Annotated in this window: 17 protein-coding genes, 1 pseudogene and 1 riboswitch; of the genes and pseudogenes, 9 read left to right on the forward strand and 9 right to left on the reverse strand. The window is 72.2% G+C overall.

Annotation, left to right across the window (positions count from 1 at the left end; translation table 11 throughout):
* Positions 1 to 24: 24 nt before the first annotated feature.
* Positions 25 to 1,666, forward strand: a pseudogene (locus tag ABD329_RS08560) (DUF5691 domain-containing protein).
* A 148-nt stretch (positions 1,667 to 1,814) separates the two neighbouring features.
* Here the strand turns inward: ABD329_RS08560 and icmB are convergent.
* Positions 1,815 to 2,225, reverse strand: coding sequence for a coenzyme B12-dependent isobutyryl CoA mutase small subunit (gene icmB, locus ABD329_RS08565; protein WP_198281191.1), 411 nt, complete (start codon positions 2,223 to 2,225; stop codon positions 1,815 to 1,817).
* Between the two features lie 376 nt (positions 2,226 to 2,601).
* Here icmB and ABD329_RS48180 point away from each other — a divergent pair, with 376 nt between their 5' ends.
* Together ABD329_RS48180 and ABD329_RS08575 are read left to right on the forward strand one after the other, a co-directional pair.
* Entirely contained in the window at positions 2,602 to 2,946 is a 345-nt protein-coding gene (locus ABD329_RS48180; RefSeq protein WP_425574301.1) for a hypothetical protein, read from the forward strand.
* A gap of 34 nt (positions 2,947 to 2,980) precedes the next feature.
* Positions 2,981 to 4,708 (forward strand): M23 family metallopeptidase, encoded by a 1,728-nt coding sequence (locus ABD329_RS08575; RefSeq protein ID WP_344316167.1) that lies wholly within the window; start codon positions 2,981 to 2,983, stop codon positions 4,706 to 4,708.
* A 121-nt stretch (positions 4,709 to 4,829) separates the two neighbouring features.
* Here ABD329_RS08575 and pcrA read toward each other — a convergent pair whose 3' ends face one another.
* Positions 4,830 to 7,331: a DNA helicase PcrA gene (gene pcrA, locus ABD329_RS08580; protein WP_198280101.1), complete on the reverse strand. Its 2,502-nt coding sequence runs from the start codon at positions 7,329 to 7,331 to the stop codon at positions 4,830 to 4,832.
* Between the two features lie 158 nt (positions 7,332 to 7,489).
* Positions 7,490 to 7,675, forward strand: a riboswitch (cyclic di-AMP (ydaO/yuaA leader).
* A gap of 8 nt (positions 7,676 to 7,683) precedes the next feature.
* Between pcrA and ABD329_RS08585 the strand changes: the two genes are divergently transcribed.
* Positions 7,684 to 8,847 (forward strand): C40 family peptidase, encoded by a 1,164-nt coding sequence (locus ABD329_RS08585; RefSeq protein WP_198280102.1) that lies wholly within the window; start codon positions 7,684 to 7,686, stop codon positions 8,845 to 8,847.
* A gap of 105 nt (positions 8,848 to 8,952) precedes the next feature.
* On the opposite strand, the gene ABD329_RS08590 is transcribed toward ABD329_RS08585, so the two are convergent.
* Complete coding sequence (locus tag ABD329_RS08590) at positions 8,953 to 9,720, reverse strand: L,D-transpeptidase (RefSeq protein WP_198280103.1); 768 nt, start codon at positions 9,718 to 9,720, stop codon at positions 8,953 to 8,955.
* 111 nt (positions 9,721 to 9,831) lie between these two features.
* Positions 9,832 to 10,185 carry a hypothetical protein gene (locus tag ABD329_RS08595; RefSeq protein WP_198280104.1) on the reverse strand — a complete coding sequence of 118 codons (354 nt, stop codon included), beginning with the start codon at positions 10,183 to 10,185 and terminating at the stop codon, positions 9,832 to 9,834.
* Positions 10,186 to 10,533: 348 nt separating this feature from the next.
* Between ABD329_RS08595 and ABD329_RS08600 the strand changes: the two genes are divergently transcribed.
* From ABD329_RS08600 to ABD329_RS08610, 3 genes are all read left to right on the forward strand, one after another.
* The gene (locus ABD329_RS08600) at positions 10,534 to 11,556 is read left to right on the forward strand and encodes a C40 family peptidase (protein ID WP_198280105.1); all 1,023 of its coding nucleotides are present in this window, start codon (positions 10,534 to 10,536) and stop codon (positions 11,554 to 11,556) included.
* A 31-nt stretch (positions 11,557 to 11,587) separates the two neighbouring features.
* On the forward strand, positions 11,588 to 12,574 hold the full coding sequence (locus tag ABD329_RS08605) for a homoserine dehydrogenase (RefSeq protein ID WP_344316168.1): 987 nt from the start codon (positions 11,588 to 11,590) through the stop codon (positions 12,572 to 12,574).
* A 163-nt stretch (positions 12,575 to 12,737) separates the two neighbouring features.
* Positions 12,738 to 13,697: an SDR family NAD(P)-dependent oxidoreductase gene (locus tag ABD329_RS08610; protein WP_344316170.1), complete on the forward strand. Its 960-nt coding sequence runs from the start codon at positions 12,738 to 12,740 to the stop codon at positions 13,695 to 13,697.
* Here ABD329_RS08610 and ABD329_RS08615 read toward each other — a convergent pair.
* Positions 13,687 to 14,505 carry an SDR family NAD(P)-dependent oxidoreductase gene (locus ABD329_RS08615; protein ID WP_344316171.1) on the reverse strand — a complete coding sequence of 273 codons (819 nt, stop codon included), beginning with the start codon at positions 14,503 to 14,505 and terminating at the stop codon, positions 13,687 to 13,689. The genes ABD329_RS08610 and ABD329_RS08615 overlap by 11 nt on opposite strands.
* 87 nt (positions 14,506 to 14,592) lie before the next feature.
* Here ABD329_RS08615 and ABD329_RS08620 point away from each other — a divergent pair, with 87 nt between their 5' ends.
* On the forward strand, positions 14,593 to 15,444 hold the full coding sequence (locus ABD329_RS08620) for an MmyB family transcriptional regulator (protein WP_198282339.1): 852 nt from the start codon (positions 14,593 to 14,595) through the stop codon (positions 15,442 to 15,444).
* Between the two features lie 28 nt (positions 15,445 to 15,472).
* On the opposite strand, the gene ABD329_RS08625 is transcribed toward ABD329_RS08620, so the two are convergent.
* From ABD329_RS08625 to ABD329_RS08640, 4 genes are all read right to left on the reverse strand, one after another.
* On the reverse strand, positions 15,473 to 16,261 hold the full coding sequence (locus tag ABD329_RS08625; RefSeq protein ID WP_344316172.1) for a LuxR C-terminal-related transcriptional regulator: 789 nt from the start codon (positions 16,259 to 16,261) through the stop codon (positions 15,473 to 15,475).
* Positions 16,258 to 17,535: a PspC domain-containing protein gene (locus ABD329_RS08630; protein ID WP_344316173.1), complete on the reverse strand. Its 1,278-nt coding sequence runs from the start codon at positions 17,533 to 17,535 to the stop codon at positions 16,258 to 16,260. Before ABD329_RS08630 ends, ABD329_RS08625 begins: the two co-directional genes overlap by 4 nt.
* A 239-nt stretch (positions 17,536 to 17,774) precedes the next feature.
* Positions 17,775 to 18,002 carry a hypothetical protein gene (locus tag ABD329_RS08635; protein ID WP_037958395.1) on the reverse strand — a complete coding sequence of 76 codons (228 nt, stop codon included), beginning with the start codon at positions 18,000 to 18,002 and terminating at the stop codon, positions 17,775 to 17,777.
* Between the two features lie 140 nt (positions 18,003 to 18,142).
* Positions 18,143 to 19,453 (reverse strand): PspC domain-containing protein, encoded by a 1,311-nt coding sequence (locus ABD329_RS08640; RefSeq protein WP_198279428.1) that lies wholly within the window; start codon positions 19,451 to 19,453, stop codon positions 18,143 to 18,145.
* A gap of 126 nt (positions 19,454 to 19,579) precedes the next feature.
* Here ABD329_RS08640 and ABD329_RS08645 point away from each other — a divergent pair, with 126 nt between their 5' ends.
* Complete coding sequence (locus ABD329_RS08645) at positions 19,580 to 21,445, forward strand: serine/threonine-protein kinase (protein ID WP_198279427.1); 1,866 nt, start codon at positions 19,580 to 19,582, stop codon at positions 21,443 to 21,445.
* Positions 21,446 to 21,509: the final 64 nt, after the last annotated feature.

Here is a 21,509-nt window from a genome sequence, read left to right on the forward strand (position 1 = left end):
TGGGACGATCTTGTCGCGGCCGCGCTGCTCGGGACCGAGCGGCGCACTCCGCCCGTCGCGCCGCGCCCCGGGCAGGACGCGCCGTCCGCCCTGCTGGACGCGGCCGCGCTCAGCACGGTGCGGCGGCGGGCCGGGCTGGGGCCGGGCGCCCGAGGATCCGCGGCCGGCGCTGCCCACGGCCGCCCGCAGCAGGCTGGCGCTGCTGCTCGCCGACCGTTCGGCGCCGGGGCGCGGTGGTTCACGCTCCGCGCCGGACCTCGCGGAACTGCTGCCGCAGTGGCTCGCGCTGGCCAATCACCACAGCTATCGAGTGCCCGACGCGCTGCTCCCGGCGCTGCTCGACGCGGCCCGCGCCCGCACCGATCTGCGGGCCGAGGCGCTGACGCTCGGCGGGCCGCGTGCGCTGTGGCTGGCCCGGCTCAACCCGGACTGGAAGTTCGCGCTGCGGGGCGCGACGGGTCGGGCGTCCACGGCCCACCCGGAGCCGTCCTCCGAGGCCGCCGCCGCACCGGACGAGGAACAGCGGCTGTGGGAGGAGGGGTTGTTCGCCGAGCGGGTGTCGCTGCTGGCGGCGGCCCGCCATCGCGACCCGGCGGCGGGGCTGGCGCTGCTCAGCGGCACCTGGTCGACCGAGCGGGCCGAGGACCGGCTGATGTTCCTGGACTCGCTGCGCGACGATCTCTCCCCGTCCGATGAGCCGTTCCTCGAACAGGCGCTGTCCGACCGCAGCCGGAACGTCCGGGCGACCGCCGCCGAGCTGCTCTCCGCGCTCCCCGGCTCGGCGCTCGCAGCGCGGATGGCCGAGCGGTCGCGACACTGTGTGTCGCTGACCGGGGATGAGCCGACCGCTGGAGCGCCGACCGCCGACGGGTCGACCCACGAGGGGTCGGCCCACGACGGGCTGACCCACGACGAGCCGACGGCCGCCGAACGGACACCCCGGATAACCGTCCGCCCGCCGGACGAGTGCGACAGCGGAATGCAGCGCGACGGCATCGTGCCCAAGCCGCCCTCCGGCCGGGGGGAACGGTCCTGGTGGCTGGGTCAGTTGGTGGAGGCGACCCCGCTGGACCGCTGGACCGAGTGGTTCGGCGGCCGCGGACCCGCCGAGATCGTGGCGCTGCCCGTCGCGGACGGCTGGCAGGCGGATCTCCACGCGGCCTGGTGCCGGGCCGCCGTGCGGCAGCGCAGCGCCGAGTGGTGCCGTGCGCTGCTCGGCACCCCGGCGGTCGCGCCGGTCACCGCCGGGGAGGCGGCCCCCGCCGCCTGGCGCGACCCGGCGAAGCTGCTCTCCGCGCTGCCCTCCCGGGAACGGGCGGAGTGGGTGGCCGAGTTCATCGCGTCCCATGGCCTCTCCGACGCCTTCCGGCTGCTCGGGGTGTGCACGGTCCCCTGGGCCGAGCCGCTGGGCCGGGCCGTCGTCGACGCCCTGGACATCGCCCGCGACGCGGGCAGCTATCCCTGGAGCTTCAGCGGCGTCATGGGCCTGGCGGAGCGCTGCCTGGACCCGACTCAGGCGGACCGCCTCGAAGTGCTGACGGCGATACCGGACGAGAGGGAGGGAGCGGCCCCGGGCGCCGGGGGCTACTGGGCGGAGGCATTCCAACGCCTGGTGGGCACACTCCGGCTCAGAGAAGCGATGCGAGCAGAGCTCGACCCGACGTGACCCGGACCGGGCTCGGGCTCATGGAGTGCCCCGGCTCCGGGCCCGGAGCACGAGGGGCCCGGAGCACGAAGGGCCCGGAGCACAAAGGGCCCGGAGCACGAAGGGCCCGGGGCACGAGGGGCCCGGGGCGAGAGAGCGGTGCGGCGGCTCAGGCGGCTACCGGGCGAACGTTTTTGCGGACCCAGTCGACGATGGCTGTCGTGGTCGCGCCCGGAGTGAAGATCTCGGCGACGCCCTGCTCCTTGAGCGGGGGGATGTCCGCCTCGGGGATGATCCCGCCGCCGAAGACCTTGATGTCCTCCGCGTCGCGCTCCCGCAGCAGCTCCAGCACCTTGGTGAACAGGGTCATATGGGCACCCGACAGGATGGACAGCCCGATCGCGTCGGCGTCCTCCTGGATCGCGGTGTCGACGATCTGCTCGGGGGTCTGGTGGAGCCCGGTGTAGATGACCTCCATGCCCGCGTCGCGCAGTGCCCGCGCGATCACCTTCGCACCACGGTCATGGCCGTCCAGTCCCGGCTTGGCCACCACTACACGGATCGGACCGGTCACACCCATCGCAGCCTCCAAGCCGTCGCACGCCCGCCCACATCGACGTGAACGAACGTTATCCCCAGCATCCCCTACCCGCAGTTTCGCGGCGCGCGGCGAGGGGGAAATCACACGTGGGACATGTGCACTCGGGCCGGCCACATCAGGGGAGCCGCAGCGGGGACCGTCGCACCGCGCAGCGCCGCCGCGAGCCGCATGGCGCCGCGGTGCGACGGGCGGTCCCGCGTCATGCGGTCACAGCGCCATCCACGACATCCCTATCGCACCCCTGTTGTCCGCACATCCACTCGTGCGTCAGATGTGCCCGGACTCCTCGGCGATAACGGAGTTGCGGCAGCCTGCCCCCGATTGCCGTACGCGATTCATCGCTTTCCGGAGCGATGTGGATCAGTTGATGATCCCGAAGGAGACGGCCCGGATAGACCATCCGGATGTGATCTCCCGCAACATCCGCGTCAACGGAATCGGACATCTCGCCCTGGCGGTGCATTTCTCCGTCGCCGCCCGTATCCACGGGGCCCTGGACGCCGCCGACGAGGCGCCGACGGACGCCTCTAGCGCGGTTCCCGATGGTTCGGAAGCCTCGGAATTGCCGAACGTCAATCGAACATCCGGCCAAGGAAGCACGTACAGTCAGCCGAAAGACGGCCAAATGCCCTTTGCCGAGATGCTCAAAACTCACGGAAGATTGTCGCTGCCGCGTACCGCCGGGTACAGTCGCCGCTAATTCTCCTGCAGCCGAGGCGAAAGAGAAGTTGGTGGTGAACGACCGTCACCCGTCGGGGGCCTCTCCGACCGTCCCCGCTCCCGACGCCTCGTATCCGTACGGCGAGGCCTACGGTCAGCGGCAGGACACAGCGCACGGCTACGTCGGGTACGACGGGTACGACGGGTACTCCACCGGCAACTTCGCCCACCTGGCCACCGCCTACGGGGACGGTGACCCGCTCTACGGCGACGGCGACCCGCTCTTCGGCGCGCTTCCGGGCGCCTACGACGGCGGCCAGGGCACCCACAGCGGTCAGTACGACGCCTCGCAGTGGGCCACGGCCGACCAGCACCACCAGACCGGGTCGTACGCCACCGGCCACTACGACCTGGGCCACGAGACCGGCCAACACGGCACCGGTGACCACGGCACCGGTCACTACGACACGGCCCATTACGACTCCGGCGCCTACGACACCACCGCGATGTGGGCCGCCTCCGGCTATCACCTGCCGACCGGCATCCCCGCCCAGCAGGACGCCGAGACCGGCGCCCAGTGGGACATCGGCGCCTGGGACACGGGCGCCACCGGCCACACCGAGCTGCCGGAGCAGTGGGACCACGGCGCGGGGTACGAGGCCGAGGCGTACACCTCGGGCGTGGACACCGGTCAGACCCAGGTCTGGGACACCTCCGGCTACGGGACCGTGGACGAGGCGCAGTACGACCACTCCGGGCTGAACCAGCAGGGACTCGACCAGCAGGGGCTCGACCACCACTCCGGCTTCGATCAGCCCGAGCACGAGCACGAGCCCAACGCCTACGACCAGAACGCCGCGTTCGAGCAGACGGCCGTCTTCGAGCAGGCCGTCATCCCCGAGCAGCCCGGCGCGTTCGAGCACACCGCCGTCTTCGAGCCGGTCAACGAGGCCGACCGGCCGTACGACGACCCCGGTCCCGAAGCGGAGCCTGAACCCGAGGCGGCGGTCATGCGGGAATCCGCCCCCTCCCCTCGCCGGGAGGTGAACCGCGGCCGCCGCCGTACCCCCTCGCCCCGCCCCAAACGCTCCGCGCTCCTCACCGTCGCCGTCCCCTCCGTCTGCGCCCTGGGCGTCACCGCCGTGGCCGCCGCCTCGGTCAGCGGCGTGGGGAGCGACAAGAAGGACGAGTCCACGACTCAGGCCGCCCCCGACACCGCGGCGGCACCCGTGAAGCCCTCCGTCGCCAACAGCAAGCTGGACTCCCAGCTCGCCGGGGTCCGCGAGGGCGCCGACGACTTCCGCGACCGCGCCAGCCGCACCCAGGAGCGGATCGACCTCCAGGCACGCCAGGCCGCCGAGAAGAAGCGCAAGGCGGCCGAGGCGGCGCGCAAGGAGGCACTGCGCCCGAAGTTCGCGCTGCCCGTCGCCCAGCACGGCCTGAGCGCCATGTTCGGCCAGGCCGGTATCAACTGGATGTCGGTGCACACCGGTATCGACTTCCCGGTGAGCTACGGGACGCCCGTGATGGCGGCCACCGACGGCACCGTAAGGACGCAGTGGAACGACGCCTACGGCAATATGGTCGTTCTGACCAGCCCGGACGGCACGGAGACCTGGTACTGCCACCTCAGCAGCGCCAAGATCCGCTCCGGGACCGTCAAGGCCGGGGAGAACATCGCGTACTCCGGGAACTCCGGGAACTCCACCGGTCCGCATCTGCACTTCGAGGTGCACCCCGGCGGGGGCGCGGCCATCGACCCGCTGCCCTGGCTGCGCGGCAAGGGCCTCGACCCGACCTGACCGGGGCGGCCTTCCGGCTCCGCCCGCCGTAGCGCGCCCACCTCGACCGGCGCGCTAAAGCCTCGGCGTCCAGCCCCCGAAGCCCCCCCGGCCCCCAGCCCCCGGCCCCCGCGAGCCCCCGCTACAGCTTCTCCACCGGTGCGTACCGCAGCAGCAGCCGCTTCGGCTTCTCGTCGCCGAAGTCGATCGTCGCCTCCGCGTTGTCCCCGCTGCCCTTGACCGCCACCACCGTGCCGAGCCCGAACGTGTCATGGGTGACCCGGTCGCCGATGGCCAGGGCGACCACCGGGCGCTCCTGGGCCCGCCGGGTGGCGAACCCGCTGCCCCCGGTGCGCGAACGCGACGTCGACAGACCGGACGACAGCCCCGACGGCGGGGTCGAGGCGATGCCGCCCATGGACGCCGACGGGGTGGCGGGCCCGGTGCGCCGCCAGCGCACATACTGGTCCGGGATCTCCTCCAGGAAGCGGGAGGGCGGGTTGTACGCGGGCTGTCCCCAGGCGCTGCGCATCGTCGAGCGGGTCAGATAGAGCCGCTCGCGGGCGCGGGTGATCCCGACATAGGCCAGCCGCCGCTCCTCCTCCAGCTCCTTGGTCTGGCCGAGGGCTCGCATATGCGGGAAGACGCCGTCCTCCATGCCGCTGAGGAAGACGACCGGGAACTCCAGGCCCTTCGCCGTGTGCAGGGTCATCAGCGTGATCACGCCGGAGCCCTCGGTGTCCTCGTCGGGGATCTGGTCGGAGTCGGCGACGAGCGCGACCTGCTCCAGGAAGTCCGCGAGGGTGCCGGGGTTCTCCTCGCCGCGGTCCTGCTCGAACTCCAGGGCCACGGCGGCGAGCTCCTGGAGGTTCTCGATCCGGGTCTCGTCCTGCGGATCGGTGGACGCCTGGAGCTCGGCCAGATAGCCGGTGCGCTCCAGCACCGCCTCCAGGACGGTGGCCGGGCCCGCCCCGGACTCCACGATGGTGTGCAGCTCCTCCATGAGCGTGTTGAACCGCTTGACGGCGTTGGCCGAGCGGGCCGCCATGCCGTATGCCTCGTCGACCCGGCGCAGCGCCTGCGGGAAGGTGATCTTCTCGCGCAGCGACAGCGCGTCGATCATGGCTTCCGCGCGCTCGCCGATGCCGCGCTTGGGCACGTTCAGGATCCGGCGCAGCGGGACGGAGTCCTCGGGGTTGGCCAGCACCCGCAGATAGGCGAGGACGTCCCGGACCTCCTTGCGCTCGTAGAAGCGCACACCGCCGACGACCTTGTACGGCAGCCCGACGCGGATGAAGACCTCTTCGAAGACACGGGACTGGGCGTTGGTGCGGTAGAAGACCGCCACGTCCCCGGCCTTGGCGTCGTCCGCGTCCGTCAGCCGGTCGATCTCGTCGGCGACGAACTGGGCCTCGTCGTGCTCGGTGTCGGCCACATAGCCGGTGATCTCGGTCCCGGCGCCGGCCTCCGTCCACAGGTTCTTCGGACGGCGGTTCTCATTGCGCTCGATGACCGCGTTGGCCGCGCTCAGAATGGTCTGGGTGGAGCGGTAGTTCTGCTCGAGGAGGATCGTCCGCGCGGTGGGGTAGTCCTCCTCGAACTGGAGGATGTTACGGATCGTGGCGCCCCGGAAGGCGTAGATCGACTGGTCGGCGTCGCCCACCACGCACAGCTCGGCGGCCGTGGTCTCCTCGGTGTCGGTGCCCACCAGCTCGCGCACGAGTGTGTACTGCGCGTGGTTGGTGTCCTGGTACTCGTCCACCAGGACGTGCCGGAAGCGGCGGCGGTAGTGCTCGGCGACGTCCGGGAACGCCTGGAGCAGATTGACCGTGGTCATGATGATGTCGTCGAAGTCCAGCGCGTTGGCCTCGCGCAGCCGCGCCTGGTACATCACATACGCTTCGGCCAGCGTCTTCTCAAAACCTCCCCCAGACTCCGTCCGGGAGGTGCCCCCTGCCGCCTGCCCGGCGAAGGTCTCCTCGTCGATCAGCTCGTTCTTGAGGTTGGAGATCTTGGCGCTGAAGGACTTCGGCGGGAACCGCTTGGGGTCGAGATCCAGATCCCGGCAGACCAGCGACATCAGCCGCTTGGAGTCGGCCGCGTCGTAGATCGAGAACGACGAGGTGAAGCCCAGCTTCTTCGACTCCCGGCGCAGGATGCGGACACAGGCGCTGTGGAAGGTGGACACCCACATGGCGTTGGCCCGCGGGCCGACGAGCTCCTCGACCCGCTCCTTCATCTCGCCCGCCGCCTTGTTGGTGAAGGTGATGGCGAGGATCTGGCCGGGGTGGGTGGAGCGGGCGCCGAGCAGATAGGCGATGCGGTGGGTGAGCACCCGGGTCTTGCCGGATCCGGCGCCCGCGACGATCAGCAGCGGCGAGCCGGTGTGCTCCACGGCGGCCCTCTGCTGCTCGTTCAACCCCTCGAGCAGGGCGGACGGGTCCACGACGGGCCGGGCCGCGCCGTCCCGGTAGTGGCCCTCCCTGGGCACGGGCGCGTCGAAATCGCCGCTGAAGAGGTGATGCGGCACGTCCTCGGCACCACCGTGGCCAGGGTGCGCCGAATCCTCGGGCGGCGGTGGCCGCTCCTCGTCCGAAGGAGGCCCGAGGTCCGCCAGGAAGCTGTCGTCAAAGAGGCTGCTCATCGCTCCCCGAGTCTAGGCCGCCCCACTGACAGCCGATGCCCGAACATCACGAAACGGTTTCGGGCATAACGGTCACCAGTCTTCACAGGAGCCCCACGTGTTGGCTACCGTCCTGCCTCAGGCGGCCCGGAGGACCCGTCGGCGAACCACGTCGGCACGGGCGGCCTCCGCCGAGTCCGGTACGCCGTGAGGCGCCCGGAGCCGGGGACCCAACAACGCAAGACCGGGGTGAATCGGCCCGAAACGGTGCAGCACGGACAGTGCCGCCCGGACACGGCCGTAGGGCAACCTTCCGTACCGCCCGAACCCGACAGCTAACCCGGTAGGCGGTCCACGGAAGGAGTCGCCTCCCTTGGCGTCGCACCGCAAGCCGCGGAGCCGAATACCCGCCCCGCTCACCGGTCACAGCCGCCGTACGGCCGTCGGGTTCACCACGGCCGCCCTCGCATCCGTCACCCTCCTCTCCCAGTCGGCCAACGCCGCGCCCACCGACCCCAAGCCGGCCGCCCAGTCGATCGAGCAGGTGAAGGAGAAGGTCGACACCCTGTACCACCAGGCGGAGACCGCCACCCAGCGCTACAACGCCGCCAAGGAGCGCACCGACCAGCAGCGGGCCAAGGTCGACAAGCTGCTGGACTCCGTCGCCCAGCGCACCGAGAAGCTCAACGAGGCGCGGCGCATGCTCGGCACCTACGCCGCCGCCCAGTACCGCGACGGCGGAATGGCCCGCTCCGCCGCGACCCTGCTGTTCTCCAACGACCCGCAGGACGTCTTCGACCAGTCGCATCTGATGGACCGGATGACCGGTCGGCAGAAGCAGGCCGTCGACGACTTCCAGAAGCAGCGGGTGAAGGCCGCCAAGGAGCGCGGTAAGGCCAGCGAGAGCCTCGCCTCGCTGACCGCGTCCCAGAAGCAGCTGAAGGTCCAGAAGAAGACCGTCCAGGACAAGCTGACCGAGGCGCGGCGGCTGCTGGCGAATCTGACCGCCAAGGAGAAGGCGCGGCTGGCGGCGATCGAGAAGAAGAAGGCGGAAGAGGCCCGCCGCAAGGCCGCCGAGCTGGCCGAGAAGCAGCGGCAGGAGGCGGCCGCGCGCGAGAAGCAGGAGCAGCGGAACGCGGGGGGCTCCGGTTCGACGGCGCCCTCCACGCCCTCGGCGCCTGCCAACAGCTCCAAGGCGGCCCAGGCCATCGCCTTCGCCAAGGCGCAGCTCGGCAAGCCGTACGTCTGGGGCGCGACCGGGCCCAGCTCCTTCGACTGCTCGGGGCTGACGCAGGCGGCCTGGAAGTCCGCCGGGATCTCGCTGCCGCGCACCACCTGGGACCAGGTGAAGACCGGTACGCGGGTCTCGACGTCCCAACTCCAGCCGGGTGATCTCGTCTTCTTCTACGACGACATCAGCCATGTCGGCCTCTACATCGGCGACGGGATGATGATCCACGCGCCGAAGCCGGGCGATGTGGTGAAGAAGGCGCCGATCACGGAGATGCCGATCTACGGGAGCGTGCGGCCCTCGTAGGGCCCCCTGATCCTGACGATGCCGCCGCCCGGGGCCGGACCCCGGGCAGCGGCATCGTCATCGGCTCAGCGGCGCCGTCAGCGCCTCAGGGGCGCCGTCAGCGCCTCAGGTGCCGGGCTTGCGCCCGTAGACGTACACGTCGTCGCCGTTCTTCAGCAGGCTCCAGTACTTCTTGGCGTCGCCCTTACGCATGTTGACGCAGCCGTGGGAGCCGGGCGGTGACCATACGCTGCCTTCGATCGAGTGAAACGCCTGGCCGCCGTCGAAGAACTGGCTGTAGGGCATGGCGACCTTGTAGAGCGTCGACCAGTGGTTGATGTTCCGCCAGTAGACCCTCTTCAGCCCGGTGCGGGTCTCGAAGCCGTCCCGCCCGGATCGCACCGGCACCGGCCCGTAGACCAGCCGGGAGCCGTCCTGGACCCAGCTCAGCTGGCGGGTGAGGTCGACGCAGGCGATGCGGCCCTTGTTGGTCGGGCACTTCTTCGCCGCGTTCGGGTTGTGCCCGGCGGCCTTCTGGGCGCTGATGAGGCTCATCACCCCCGAGGTGATCGGGCCCGCGTAGCCGATCGTCGGGCTGATGCCGTGGTCGATCTGGAACTTCTGGATCGCCAGACAGTCCGCCCGCGACTGCCGACCGTCCACGGGACGGCCCAGGAAGCGCTCGGCCTGCCGCTGGTACGGCCCCGCGGTGGTGGTGCACGACGACGCGGCCATGCTCACCGGTGTCACCGCGCCGGCCGACCGGCCCAGCGGCCGTGCCTGAGCCTGCGCCGGACCGGCGACGGCCACCGCGAGCGGCACCGCCATCCCTGCCAGCCCCAGCGCGACGCCCACGCGCCGCCTATGACTTCTGACTGCCCCCACTACCCCCATTGGCCACTCCTCTCGACTGCCTCGCTCTTTACTAAGACAGCTCGCGAGTGCAAACGGTTGCCTCGGGATCGTGTCGCGTTGTCGTGGGATTACCCCCAGAACATTCGTTCGTCAGGTCCACAGCACGGCGATGAAGATGTTTGCCGTCGTCAAGGCACCCACCGCGCCGAAGGCGGCCGACTCTACCTTCTCCTCGTCGCGCTTCACATAGACCAGGCCGAGAATAACGACCAATAGCGCCAGCTTTACGCCGATTTTGATGGTGTTGACGCTGTTGTCGTCCGCCTGGTTGAGCCCGACCAGCGCCACGCCGGTCACCAGCATGGTCAACGCGCCGTGCAGCATCGCCGGGATCATCCGGGCCTCGCCCGCGCGCGCGGCTTTGAGCTGCGAGAAGAAGCCGCCGAGCAGCGCACCGATGCCGACGATGTGGAGGCCGACGAACAGGTGAATGAGTACGTCCATGGCTCCGGAGACTAGCCGCGCTCATATCATCGCCCGGCACTCGGGTGGGGCCCTATCACCGCTTCGATCACGGCCGCCCCACACTTCCGACCACCCCACTCGCCGGACGATCAGCAGCCGTCACGGGAGCGACGAAATCCGTGCACTCCCGTTCAATCCCCCGCACGGCACCCGCTTTCCGGCCTAGCTTCCTCCTCCAGGTGGCAGTCCGCTTCCCGTCAACCGAGGGTCCCCGCCTCATGGCGGACTGCCACCTGCCCGTCCGTTCCCCACAAGGGTCCAGGATCTGCCGAATGTCCTGGATTGCCCGAACTGGCTTGCCCAAGAAAGACCAGGTGAACCGCCGCAGTGGCGTCGCACAGGAAGCCCAAGCAGCGCTCGCTCACCAGCGGCACCGCCCGCGCGGCCGCGCTCCTCGCCCTCACCGGCGCCGCGTCCGCCACCCTCCTCAACGGCACCGGGCACGCCGAGAACCGCCTCACCCCCGCCCAGGTGAAGGCGAAGGTCGACGAGTACCAGCGGGAGGCCGAGGAGGCCACCGAGCGGTACAACGGCGCGAGGGAGAAGGCCGACAAGGCCCGCCGGACGCTGGAGGCGCTGCGCGATCAGGCCGCCCGCCGCACCACCCGGCTCAACACCGCGCGCAACGCCCTCGGGGCCTTCGCCACCGCCCAGTACCGCTCAGGGACGATCGCCCCGGCCCTCCAGCTCGCCCTGTCCTCCTCCCCCGACCAGTACCTTCAGCGCGCCTCGCTCGCCGAGCGCGCGGGGAGCCGCCAGGCCGCACTGATCGCCACGATCGGCCGTCAGGAGCGGAAATTACGCCAGGTCCGCGGCGAGGCGGCCGACCGCCTCGCCGCTCTGCGCGCCTCCCGGGCGGCCGCCGCCCACCACAAGCGGACCGTCCAGGAGAAGCTCGCCGCCGCCGATCGCCTGCTCGACCGGCTGACCCTCGAGCAGCGGCAGCGCCTGCTGGCGGCGCGGGACGGCGACAAGGCCGCCGGCTCCCCCGCCCCCGCCGCGGGCCGCGCCGCCCGCGCCGTCTCCTACGCGTACGCGGCCCTCGGCAAGCCGTATGTGTGGGGCGCCACCGGCCCCCACGGCTACGACTGCTCGGGGCTCACCCAGGCCGCCTGGCGCGCCGCCGGGGTCGCCCTGCCCCGCACCACGTACACCCAGATCAACGCCGGACAGCGGATCACCCGGGACCAACTGGCCCCCGGCGACCTGGTCTTCTTCTACTCCGGCATCAGCCATGTCGGCCTCTACATCGGCGGCGGCCGCATGATCCACGCGCCGCACCCCGGGGCCCCGGTCCGACTGGCCTCCGTGGCGGACATGCCCTTCGCGGGGGCGGCCCGCCCGGCGTAGCGGTGCCGAGCCCACCAGGCAGACTGGCCGCATGCCACACGATGCCGACCTCAGCGCCCGCCCCTCCGTCGTGCTGTCGGGATACGGCCCGGTGGGCCGGGCCTACGCCGAGCGGCTGATCGGCGGCCCGCTGCCGCTGCGGCTCCCCGCCGTGCGCACCAGCGCGGCCGAGGGACTGCCGCCGGAGCCGCGCACCGGCTGGGGCCCGCTGCCGCCGCTCGCCGAGACCCTGGAGCGTACGGGGGCGGCAGTGCTCGCCCAGGCCGTGCCGTCGTCCCCGGCGGTGCGCGAACAGGCCGCCGCGGACGCGCTGTCGGCCCTGCGGCGCGGGGTCCATGTGGTGACCGCCACCAAGAGCCATCTGCTCAGCCACTGGGGCGAGCTGGGCCGGGCGGCGGCCGAGGGCGGCAGCCGCGTCCGGATCTCGGGCGCCACCGGAGCCGCCCTCCCCACCGCCGACCTCGCGCGGATCGGCGTACGCGGCCTCGGCTGCCGTACGCTGCGCGCCTGCCCCAACGGCACCGCCACCTTCGTCCTCGACCGGCTGGCGGACGGCGACGCGCTGCCCGGCGCGGTCGCGGAGGCCCAGCGGCGCGGTATCGCCGAGGCCGACCCGACGGCCGACCTCTCCGGCGCCGACGCGGCCGTGAAGGTACGGCTGCTGGCGGCGCTGCTGTGGGGGTGGGACGCGACGGCCGTAAGGACGGAGGCGGGCCCGGGGATCGACACCGGGACGGCGGAGGCGGCCCGCACGGCTGCCGCGCGGGGCCGCCGTCTGCGGTCGGTCGCGACCGCGAGCGCGGATGAACCGCTCGTCGTCCGCGTCACGTTGGAGGAGACGGAACCCGGCGACCCCCTGTACGCCCTCCGGGGCCCCGAGAAGGCCGCCGTCTACGGCTGCCCCGACGCGGGCGACATCACGGTGAGCGGCGGCCGCTCCAGCCCCCTGGGCGCGGCGCTCGCCATGGTGAAGGACACGCTGGATGTGGCGGTGCCGGTGGGGCACGGGTTCGCCTGAGCGGCGATCTGTCGACGGGGCGCGGGAGCGGCGATTTGTCGGCGGGGCGCGGGGAGTGACGGCGCTCTGTCGGCGGGGCGTCGGTGACGACCGTAAGGCTGACAGCGTTCAGCGTGCGCCCCATTGGGGTCCCGCCCCCCTTACGAACGCCAGGAGCCCCCGTATGCCTTCCGCGGCCCCGACCGAATCCCCGACCGAGCGGTGGGATGTCCACAGCCTTCCACGGGCCGACGGAAAGACCTTTCTGGTGACCGGAGGCAACGCGGGGATCGGGTACTTCGTCGCCGAACAGCTCGCCGGTACGGGAGCCACCGTCGTCCTCGGCAGCCGCGCCCCGGACAGGGCGGACGCCGCCGTGGCCTCGATCCGCTCCCGGGTCCCCGGCGCCCGGGTGCGGCATATCCGGCTGGACCTCGCCGATCTCTCCTCGCTCGAAGCCTCCGCGGAAGCGCTGGGGTCGGACCGCCTGGACGCGGTCGTCCACAACGCGGGGGTGAAGTTCGACCAGCCGACCCGCCGCGAGACCGGGGACGGCCATGAGGCGATGTTCGGCATCAACCACCTCGGGCACTTCGCGCTGACCCACTGGCTGGCACCACTGCTCGCGGCCGCCCCCGAGGGCCGCGTCATCACCACGGGCAGCTTCGCGGCCACATCAGAGCGGCTGGACCTGGACGACCTCGAGAGCACCCGCGACTACGAGCCCGAGCGCACCTATGGACGCTCCAAACTGGCCCAGATGCTCTTCGGTTTCGAACTCGACCGACGGCTGAGGGCGATCGGCAGCACCGTGCGGAGCGTGGTCACCCACCCCGGCGGCGCGCTCGACTCCCTCACCCCGTCCCGCCCGCCCCTGCACGTCCGCACACCCGCCGAACGGCTGCGCGGCCTCCCCGCCGGGATCCTCGTGCAGGGCAAGGACGCGGCCGCCTGGCCCGCCGTACGAGCGGTCCTCGACCCGGCCATCACCGGCGGCGAACTGTGGACCCCCCGCCGCTTCGCCCTCCGCGGCACCCCACGCCGCCGCCCCGTCCGAGGCCACCTGGCCGACGCGGAAGTCGCGGCCCACCTGTGGTCGGCAAGCCGCGACCTGACGGGAGTCGAGCCGGAGTTCAGGCCCTAGTACCACCGTCCACCGGGAGGACCACGCCGGTCACATACGAGGCGCGGTCGCTGAGGAGCCAGGCCGCGGCCTGGGCGATCTCGTCCGGGTCAGCGGCGCGGCGGAGCGGGGCGTGGGCGGTGATCCGCTCGACGACGCCGGGGGACTCCTCCTCCCATGCGCGGATCATCTCGGTAAGGGTGGCACCGGGCGCGATGGCGTTGACGCGGATGCCCTCCGGGCCGTACGTGACGGCGGCGGACTCGGTGAGGCTGTTGACCGCGCGCTTCATGGCTCCGTAGGCGGGGAGTTCGGGGTTGCCCATGAGGCTGCCGACGCTGGAGTTGTTGACGATGGCTCCGGTTCCGGCGGTGGCGCGGATGGCGGCGACCTCGGCGTTCATGGCCAGCCAGGGACCGCGGAGGTTGACGGCGTAGACATGGTCGAAGTCGGCCTGCGGCAGCTGGTCCATCGGGCCCGGCTGCTGGATCGTCGCGCCGTTGTTGAAGGCCACGTCGAGGCGGCCGTACAGCTCCACGGCCCGGTCGACGGCGGCGCGGACGCTCGTCGCGTCGGCCAGGTCGCACACCACGTGATCCGCGGTGCCGCCGACCGCCCGGATCTCCTCGGTGACCGTCTTGAGCTGGTCCTCCGTACGGGCCGCCAGCAGCACCCGGGCGCCCTCCCGGGCGAAGAGGCGGGCCGCGGCGGCGCCGATGCCGCGTCCGGCGCCGGTGATGAAGGCGACCTTGCCGGCCAGGAGGCCGGCGGCCGGGGGGCGGGGCGGGGCTTCGGGGGCTTCGGGGGTGGCGTTCGGTGTGTCGTTCATGTTTCCCAAGCTGCCGCGGGTGCCGGGGCCCAGCCAGGCACCGGCTGTACCTGGCTGAGCGCCCGGCCGTCCGCGCACACTGAGGGCGTGGACAGACGAGAGCTGGCGGCCTTTCTGCGCAGCCGACGTGAGCGGATCACGCCCGCCGATGTGGGGCTGCCCGCCGGGACGCGGCGCCGCACGCCGGGGCTGCGGCGCGAGGAGGTGGCGCAGCTGGCGTTCATCTCGACCGAGTACTACACACGGCTGGAGCAGGCCCGCGCCCCGCGCCCATCCCGCGAGGTGCTGACCGGGCTGGCCCGCGCCCTGCGGCTGGGCGACGCCGAGCGCGATCATCTGCACCATCTCGCGGGCGCCCCGCCGGGCCCGCCGGCCGGGCCCTCCCGCGAGGTGCGGCCGAGCATCGCGAACCTGCTGCGGCGGCTGCCGAACGCGGCGGCGATCGTGCTCTCCGCGACGTACGAGGTGATCGCCTGGAACGAGCTGGCCGCCGCCCTCATGGAGGACTTCTCCGCCCTCTCGCGCCGCGACCGCAACTTCGTCCGCCGCGCCTTCCTCGGACCGCGCCGGGACGGGCGGCGGCTGTACGGGGTGTCGGACACGGACGAGTTCGCCCGGACCTCGGCCCAGGGGCTGCGCGCCGCGGCCGCCCGCTACCCCGACGACCCCGAGGTGACCGAGCTGGTGGCCGAGCTGCGCTCGGGCAGCGAGGAGTTCGCCCGGCTGTGGGACTCCCACGATGTGTCTGCCCGGCCCACCCTGTGCAAGACGCTGCACCATCCGCTCGTCGGGCCCATCACCGTCAACTGCGATGTGCTGGACATCGCCGACCGGGACCAGCGGCTGATCATCTACACCGCCGAGCCCGGCTCACCGGCCGAGGAGGCGCTGCGGCTGCTGTCGGTCGTCGGCACGCAGCGGATGGGGGTGCCGGGCTGAGCCGCAGCGCCCTCCGAGCCGCTGAGGCTCAGACCAGGCGGCGGGCCGTCGCCCAGCGGGTCAGCTCATGGCGGTTGGAGAGCTGGAGCTTGCGGAGCACCGCCGAGACATGGCTCTCGACCGTCTTCACCGAGATGAACAGCTGCTTGGCGATCTCCTTGTAGGCGTAGCCGCGCGCGATCAGGCGCAGCACTTCGCGCTCACGCTGGGTGAGCCGGTCCAGGTCCTCGTCCACGGGCGGGGCGTCGGTGGAGGCGAAGGCGTCGAGCACGAAACCGGCGAGGCGCGGGGAGAAGACCGCGTCGCCCTCGGAGACCCGGAAGATCGCGTCCACGAGGTCGGTGCCGGTGATGGTCTTGGTCACATAGCCGCGGGCGCCGCCGCGGATGACCCCGATGACGTCCTCGGCGGCGTCCGAGACGGACAGCGCGAGGAAACGCACCGGACGGTCCTGGTCGGCCATCATCGAGGCGCTGCGGCGCAGCACCTCGACGCCGCCCCCGCCGGGGAGGTGGACGTCGAGCAGCACGACCTCGGGGCGGGTCGCGGTGATCACGGTCACGGCCTGGTCCACGTCGGCCGCCTCGCCGACCACCTCGACACCGGTCCGGGCCGTCTCCCCGATCTCGGCCTGCACCCCGGTGCGGAACATCCGGTGGTCGTCCACGAGCACCACGCGCACCCGCCGCGCCGCCCCGGCATCGCCCGCCCCCGAGCCTCCGGCACCCCCGGCACCCGCCGGACCGGGCACGGCGCCCGGCACGCCCTGCGCCCCGGGGCCGCTCGCCGCGTTCGTACCGCCCGTCGCGTCGGTCATGTCGTCGCCGCCCTCTCCATCTCCAGCTCCACTTCCGTGCCCCCGTCCGGCGCGGATCTCAGCCGCGCCGTGCCGCCGTTCCGCTGCATCCGGCCGATGATCGACTCGCGTACGCCCATCCGGTCCTCCGGCACCGCGTCCACGTCGAAGCCGGGGCCGCGGTCGCGCACGGAGATGAACACCGTGGCCCCCTCGACCTCGGCGAAGACCTGGACGGCCCCGCCGTCGCCACCGTACTTGGCCGCGTTGACCATCGCCTCGCGCGCCGCCTGGATCTGTGCGCCCAGTTTCTCGTCCAGGGGGCAGTCGCCGACCACCACCACCTCGATCGGGACGCCGTGGTGATCCTCGACCTCCGCCGCCGTCTGCTTCACCGCCTCCGCGAGGGTGTCCGGCTCCTCGGCCTCGTCCTTGCCCGTACCCTCCGGCCGGTAGAGCCACGCGCGCAGCTCCCGCTCCTGGGCGCGGGCGAGCCGGGCCACCTCGCGGGGGTCCTCCGCGTTGCGCTGGATCAGGGTGAGGGTGTGCAGCACGGAGTCATGGACGTGGGCCGCCACCTCCGCCCGCTCCTGCGCGCGGATGCGCATCAGCCGTTCCTCGGAGAGGTCCTGCGTCATCCGCACCACATACGGGCCCGCCAGCAGCGCGATGCCGACAAGGACGGCCAGGGCCGCCTGGAGCACGGCCCCCAGGTGCTTGGCCGAGCCCTGGAGGACGACGATCCCGGACACCCCGGCGGCCACCAGCACCACCCCCGCGGCGCCACGGGCCAGCGGCAGGACCCGCTTGCTGCGGCTGAGCTCGACCCACTGGGCGCGGCGGGCGTTGTCCGCCTGGCGCCAGAAGAGGGCGACGCCCGCGCCGATGAGGAGGAGCGGCCAGATATAGGTGTTGGCGCGGCCCAGGTGGAACCCCTGGACGAAGATCCCCATGCCGACGAAGAGGGCGACCAGCGCGATGATCTGGCCTCGCTCCGGCCTGCGGGCCAGGATCCGGCGGCGGCCGTCGGGGCCCACGGTGGCGAGCGGGCGGGCGGCGGTCGTCTCCACGCCGCCGACGCCGAGCGGGACGATGAACCAGAAGAGCGCGTAGACGAGCGCGCCGAACCCCTCCGCCATGAAGAGCGCGATGAAGACGATCCGCACCCAGGAGACCGGCAGCCCGAGATGGCCCGCGAGCCCGCGTGCCACACCGCCGAGGAGGCGGCCTTCGGCACTGCGGTAGAGCTTGCGCGGGGGTGGCTCGGGGGCCGTGGGGGGCACTGCGGCGGTCATGGCTCGATCGTCACACGTCCGGCCGACAACGGGCATCAGGGTCGCCCCTGATCGTTCCCCGACCCGGGGCCCGGGGCCCCGGGGCCGGGAACCGGGGCCGGGAACCGGGGCCGGGAACCGGGGCCGGGAACCGGGGCCGGGAACCGGGGCCGGGAACCGGGGCCGGGAACCGGAGGTCGGCGAGCCCTGGACCCCGGGTCTCCGTCGTCAGTCGTCCGGGTCGTCAGTCGTCCGGGTCGTCAGTCGTCCGGCGTCGCCCTGCCCGACCGGCGGCGGAGGGCGTAGGTGAGGGCCGAGATCAGGGCCGCGACGCAGAGGCCGCACAGGAGGGCCGGGAGGGCGATTTCCGGCCGGACGTCCCACTCCCCGGCCGCGTCCATCCCGTACGCGGCGGCCACGCCCAGGATCACCAGCCCGGCCACGAGCTTGCCCGGCTCGAACGGATGGCGGGAGCGGTCGGGGGACACCTGCCCCGGCGAGTGACCGCCCGAGTGGTCGGACCGATCACCGAACCGATCACCAAACCGATGACCGAACCGATGACCGGGCCAATGGCCGAACCGATGGTCGGCCCCACGATCGAACCGATGACCGAACGAACGGCGCCTCATGAGCGCTTCACCTCCACCGCACCCAGCCCCATCTCGAGCTTCAGCGAGACCGTCCCCGCGGCCTTGCCGCCGCCCACCGGCTCCAGGGTGAGCTTGCGCTCCCGGCCCGGGCCGATGTCGACGTTGTGCTTGTCCCGCTTCTGGCCCGGCAGCCAGATGTCGCCGATCCCGACCTCGATGTCCAGCCTCACCCGGGCGTCGCGCGGGACCGTCACGGCCAGCTTGCCCGCGCCCATCTCCACCCGGCTGGAGACGGAGCCGCCCGCTTCCAGCGGCAGCCGGTCCAGCTTCAACTCGGCGACACCGCCGCCCAGCTCATAGCCGTCGCGCAGCGACGCCACCGAGGTCGGGGCCCAGGTGCGCCGGGCCCAGTCGGGTGTGACGGCGTCGGGGAGGGCGGCCGCGCCCGCCAGCAGCACGCTCGTCAGCAGTGCGAGGAAGACCGTGCCGCCACCGGCCCGCCCCCAGCGGGAGCTGATGACGAGGGCGAGCCCGAAGACCCCCAGCGCGCAGGCGAACCCGATCTCGAGGCTGGTGCCCAGCGGCTGCGAGGACCACCCCGCCCGCGCCCCCACCACGGCGGCGGCGACCGCCACCAGGAAGGCCCAGCCGCCGATCGAGGCCCGGTCCGGCACCCGGCGGGCCCGCTCCGCCTTCGCCTCCCGCTTGTCGTACGGGCCGTCGTCCGGCCCCCACAGATAGCCGGTCCGCGACCCGGCCCCGGCGCCGAGCGGCCCGGTCGTACCGTCCTTGACGATCGGATCGCGCCACCAGGACGGACCGGGGCCGCCGCGCGTGGGCGGCGCCTTGGTCTCGGGCGGCGCGTCGGCGACGGCCTGGGCCGTGGCCGCGTCCACCGCGCCCACGCTCTCCGCCTGCCGCCGGTGGTGCGACCAATAGCCCGCACCGGCCGCCGCGAGGGCGAGCATGAACGAGAAGTACATGACGCCGCCGTTGTTGAGCATCGACAGGAAGAGCCCGCAGCCCACCAGCGCCACCAGCACCGCCGTCAGCCCAGGGCCCTCGACCCGGCCCGAGAGCAGCCTGCGCCCCTCGTTCTCGTCCTCGCCGTGGAACGGGATCAGCAGCCAGCAGAACCCGTACACGATCAGACCGAGGCCGCCCGCGACGGCCAGCACCGACAGCACCACCCGGAAGATCACCGGGTCCAGATCGCAGTAGCGGCCGAGCCCTCCGCAGACCCCCGAGATCACCTTATGGTCACGACTGCGCCGCAGAGGCGTCTGTGACAGGCGGGAACCGGACGCGGCCTCGGCCTCGTCCGCCACGGTGGGTGCTTCGGTCATACGTCCATGGTGACAACGGGGCCGGTACTCGCGACATCCGGCATGCCCCTAGGTCTTCCCTGAGATCTCCCCGAGGGTCACGGCGGCTATCGTGTCGCATCGAACGTGTGCGGGGAGGGGAAAGCGGTGTCGGACGTAGGCCACCTGATAGCCGGACGTTACCGCCTGGCCGAGAAGATCGGCCGTGGTGGCATGGGCACGGTGTGGCGCGCGGAGGACGAACTGCTGGGCCGCCAGGTCGCGGTCAAGCAGCTGTATGTCTCTCCGCACCTCGCCGAGGACGAGCTGACGACCCTGCACGAACGCACCCGCCGCGAGGCGCGCAGCGCGGCCCGCATCACCCACCCCAACGTGGTTGTGGTGCATGACGTGGTGGACCACCACGGACTGCCGTGCATCGTCATGGAGTACGTGCCCTCCACGACCCTCGCCGACCTGCTGAAGGACGGCGGACGGGTCTCCCCCGACGAGGCCGCCCGCATCGGCCGCGGCATGATCGCCGCGCTGCGGGCCGCGCACGCGGCCGGGGTGCTGCACCGGGACGTCAAGCCCGGCAATGTGCTGCTCGGCCCCGAAGGCCGGGTCGTGCTCACGGACTTCGGCATCGCCATGGCCACCGGCACCTCGACGCTGACCAAGACCGGCGAGGTCGTCGGCTCCATCGACTACATCGCGCCCGAGCGGGTCAGGGGCCGCAAACCCGGCCCCGCGTCGGACCTCTGGGCGCTGGGGGCGACGCTCTATCAGGCGGTCGAGGGGCGGCCGCCGTTCCGCAAGGCCACGGCGATTGAGACGGGTTACGCGATCGCCGTCGATCCGCTGGACCCGCCCAAACGGGCGGGCGCGCTGACCCCGTTGATCGAGAGCCTGCTGGCCAAGGAGCCGGAGCTGCGGCCCACGGCCGAGGAGACCGAACGGGCGCTGCGGCTCCCGGCCTCGGAGCCCGAGACGACTTCGCTCCAGACCTCGCCGCTCGACACGACCACCAAGAATCCGCCGATCGACGCGACCATGAACCTGTCGACGCGGCGGGAGTCAGGTACGGGCACGGACCGGACCACGGGCACGGACGCGCGCTCCGCGACGAACGCGGCCACGACATCGACCCCTTATCAACACACGACCCACACACCGAGCACTCCGCACAACACGACGAGCGCTCCGCTGAACGCTTCGCAGACTCCGAGCACTCCGCACGCGTCGGACCCACGGCTCCCCTCGCACCCCCCGGGCACCGGGAACACGCCCGGCGCGCAGCACACCCCGCCCACGGCCACGCCGTTCACCGCGTCGACGCCGTCCATGACCACCCAGACGCCGGTGCCCCCGCCCGCACCCGGTCCGGCGCGCAAGAGCCGCAAGGCGGTGTGGACCGCTGCGGCGACCTCCCTGGCGGTGGTGGCCGTGGCGGGTGGCATCTATGTCTTCGGCCTCGACCACGACAACGGCGGGGGGAACGGCGGGGGCTCCTCCGCCACGGGCAACCCGTCGGCGCCGGAGACCAAGCCGTACACCCCGCCGTCCGGCTACCACATCGTCAAGGAGAAGAAGTTCGGCTTCTCCCTCCCCATCCCGGACGGCTGGACCCGCCAGGAGCAGAACGACCCCGACGGCAACACCGTCGACCGCACCCAGGAGGTCCGCTACCTCGACCCCAACGGGCTGGCCGGTTTCCGGATCGACGTCCTGGACTTCGCCTCCGGCAACCAGGTCCAGCACTTCGAGGACCTGGAGGTCGCGTTCAAGGACAAGAATGAGTACCCGATCTACGAGCGGTTGCGGCTCCAGGAGACGAAGTACCAGGGCATGCCCGCCGCGATCTGGGAGTTCAAATTCCGCGGCGAGGTCCGGATGTTCCGCGCGATCGACCTCGGCTTCGGCAATGAGGGCGAGAAGGAGTACGCGATCTACCTGAGCGCCCCGGACGCGGACTGGAGCACCTACCGGCCGATCTTCGACGAGGTCCGGGACGGCTTCCGCATCATCAAATGACGGGGCGGGTGACGGGGCAGGGCCCGGGGGCACGCCCCGCGTGAAGAGGCGCGCCCCGCGGGAA

The organism is Streptomyces javensis, assembly GCF_039525925.1.
Classification (GTDB): Bacteria; Actinomycetota; Actinomycetes; order Streptomycetales; family Streptomycetaceae; genus Streptomyces; species Streptomyces asiaticus.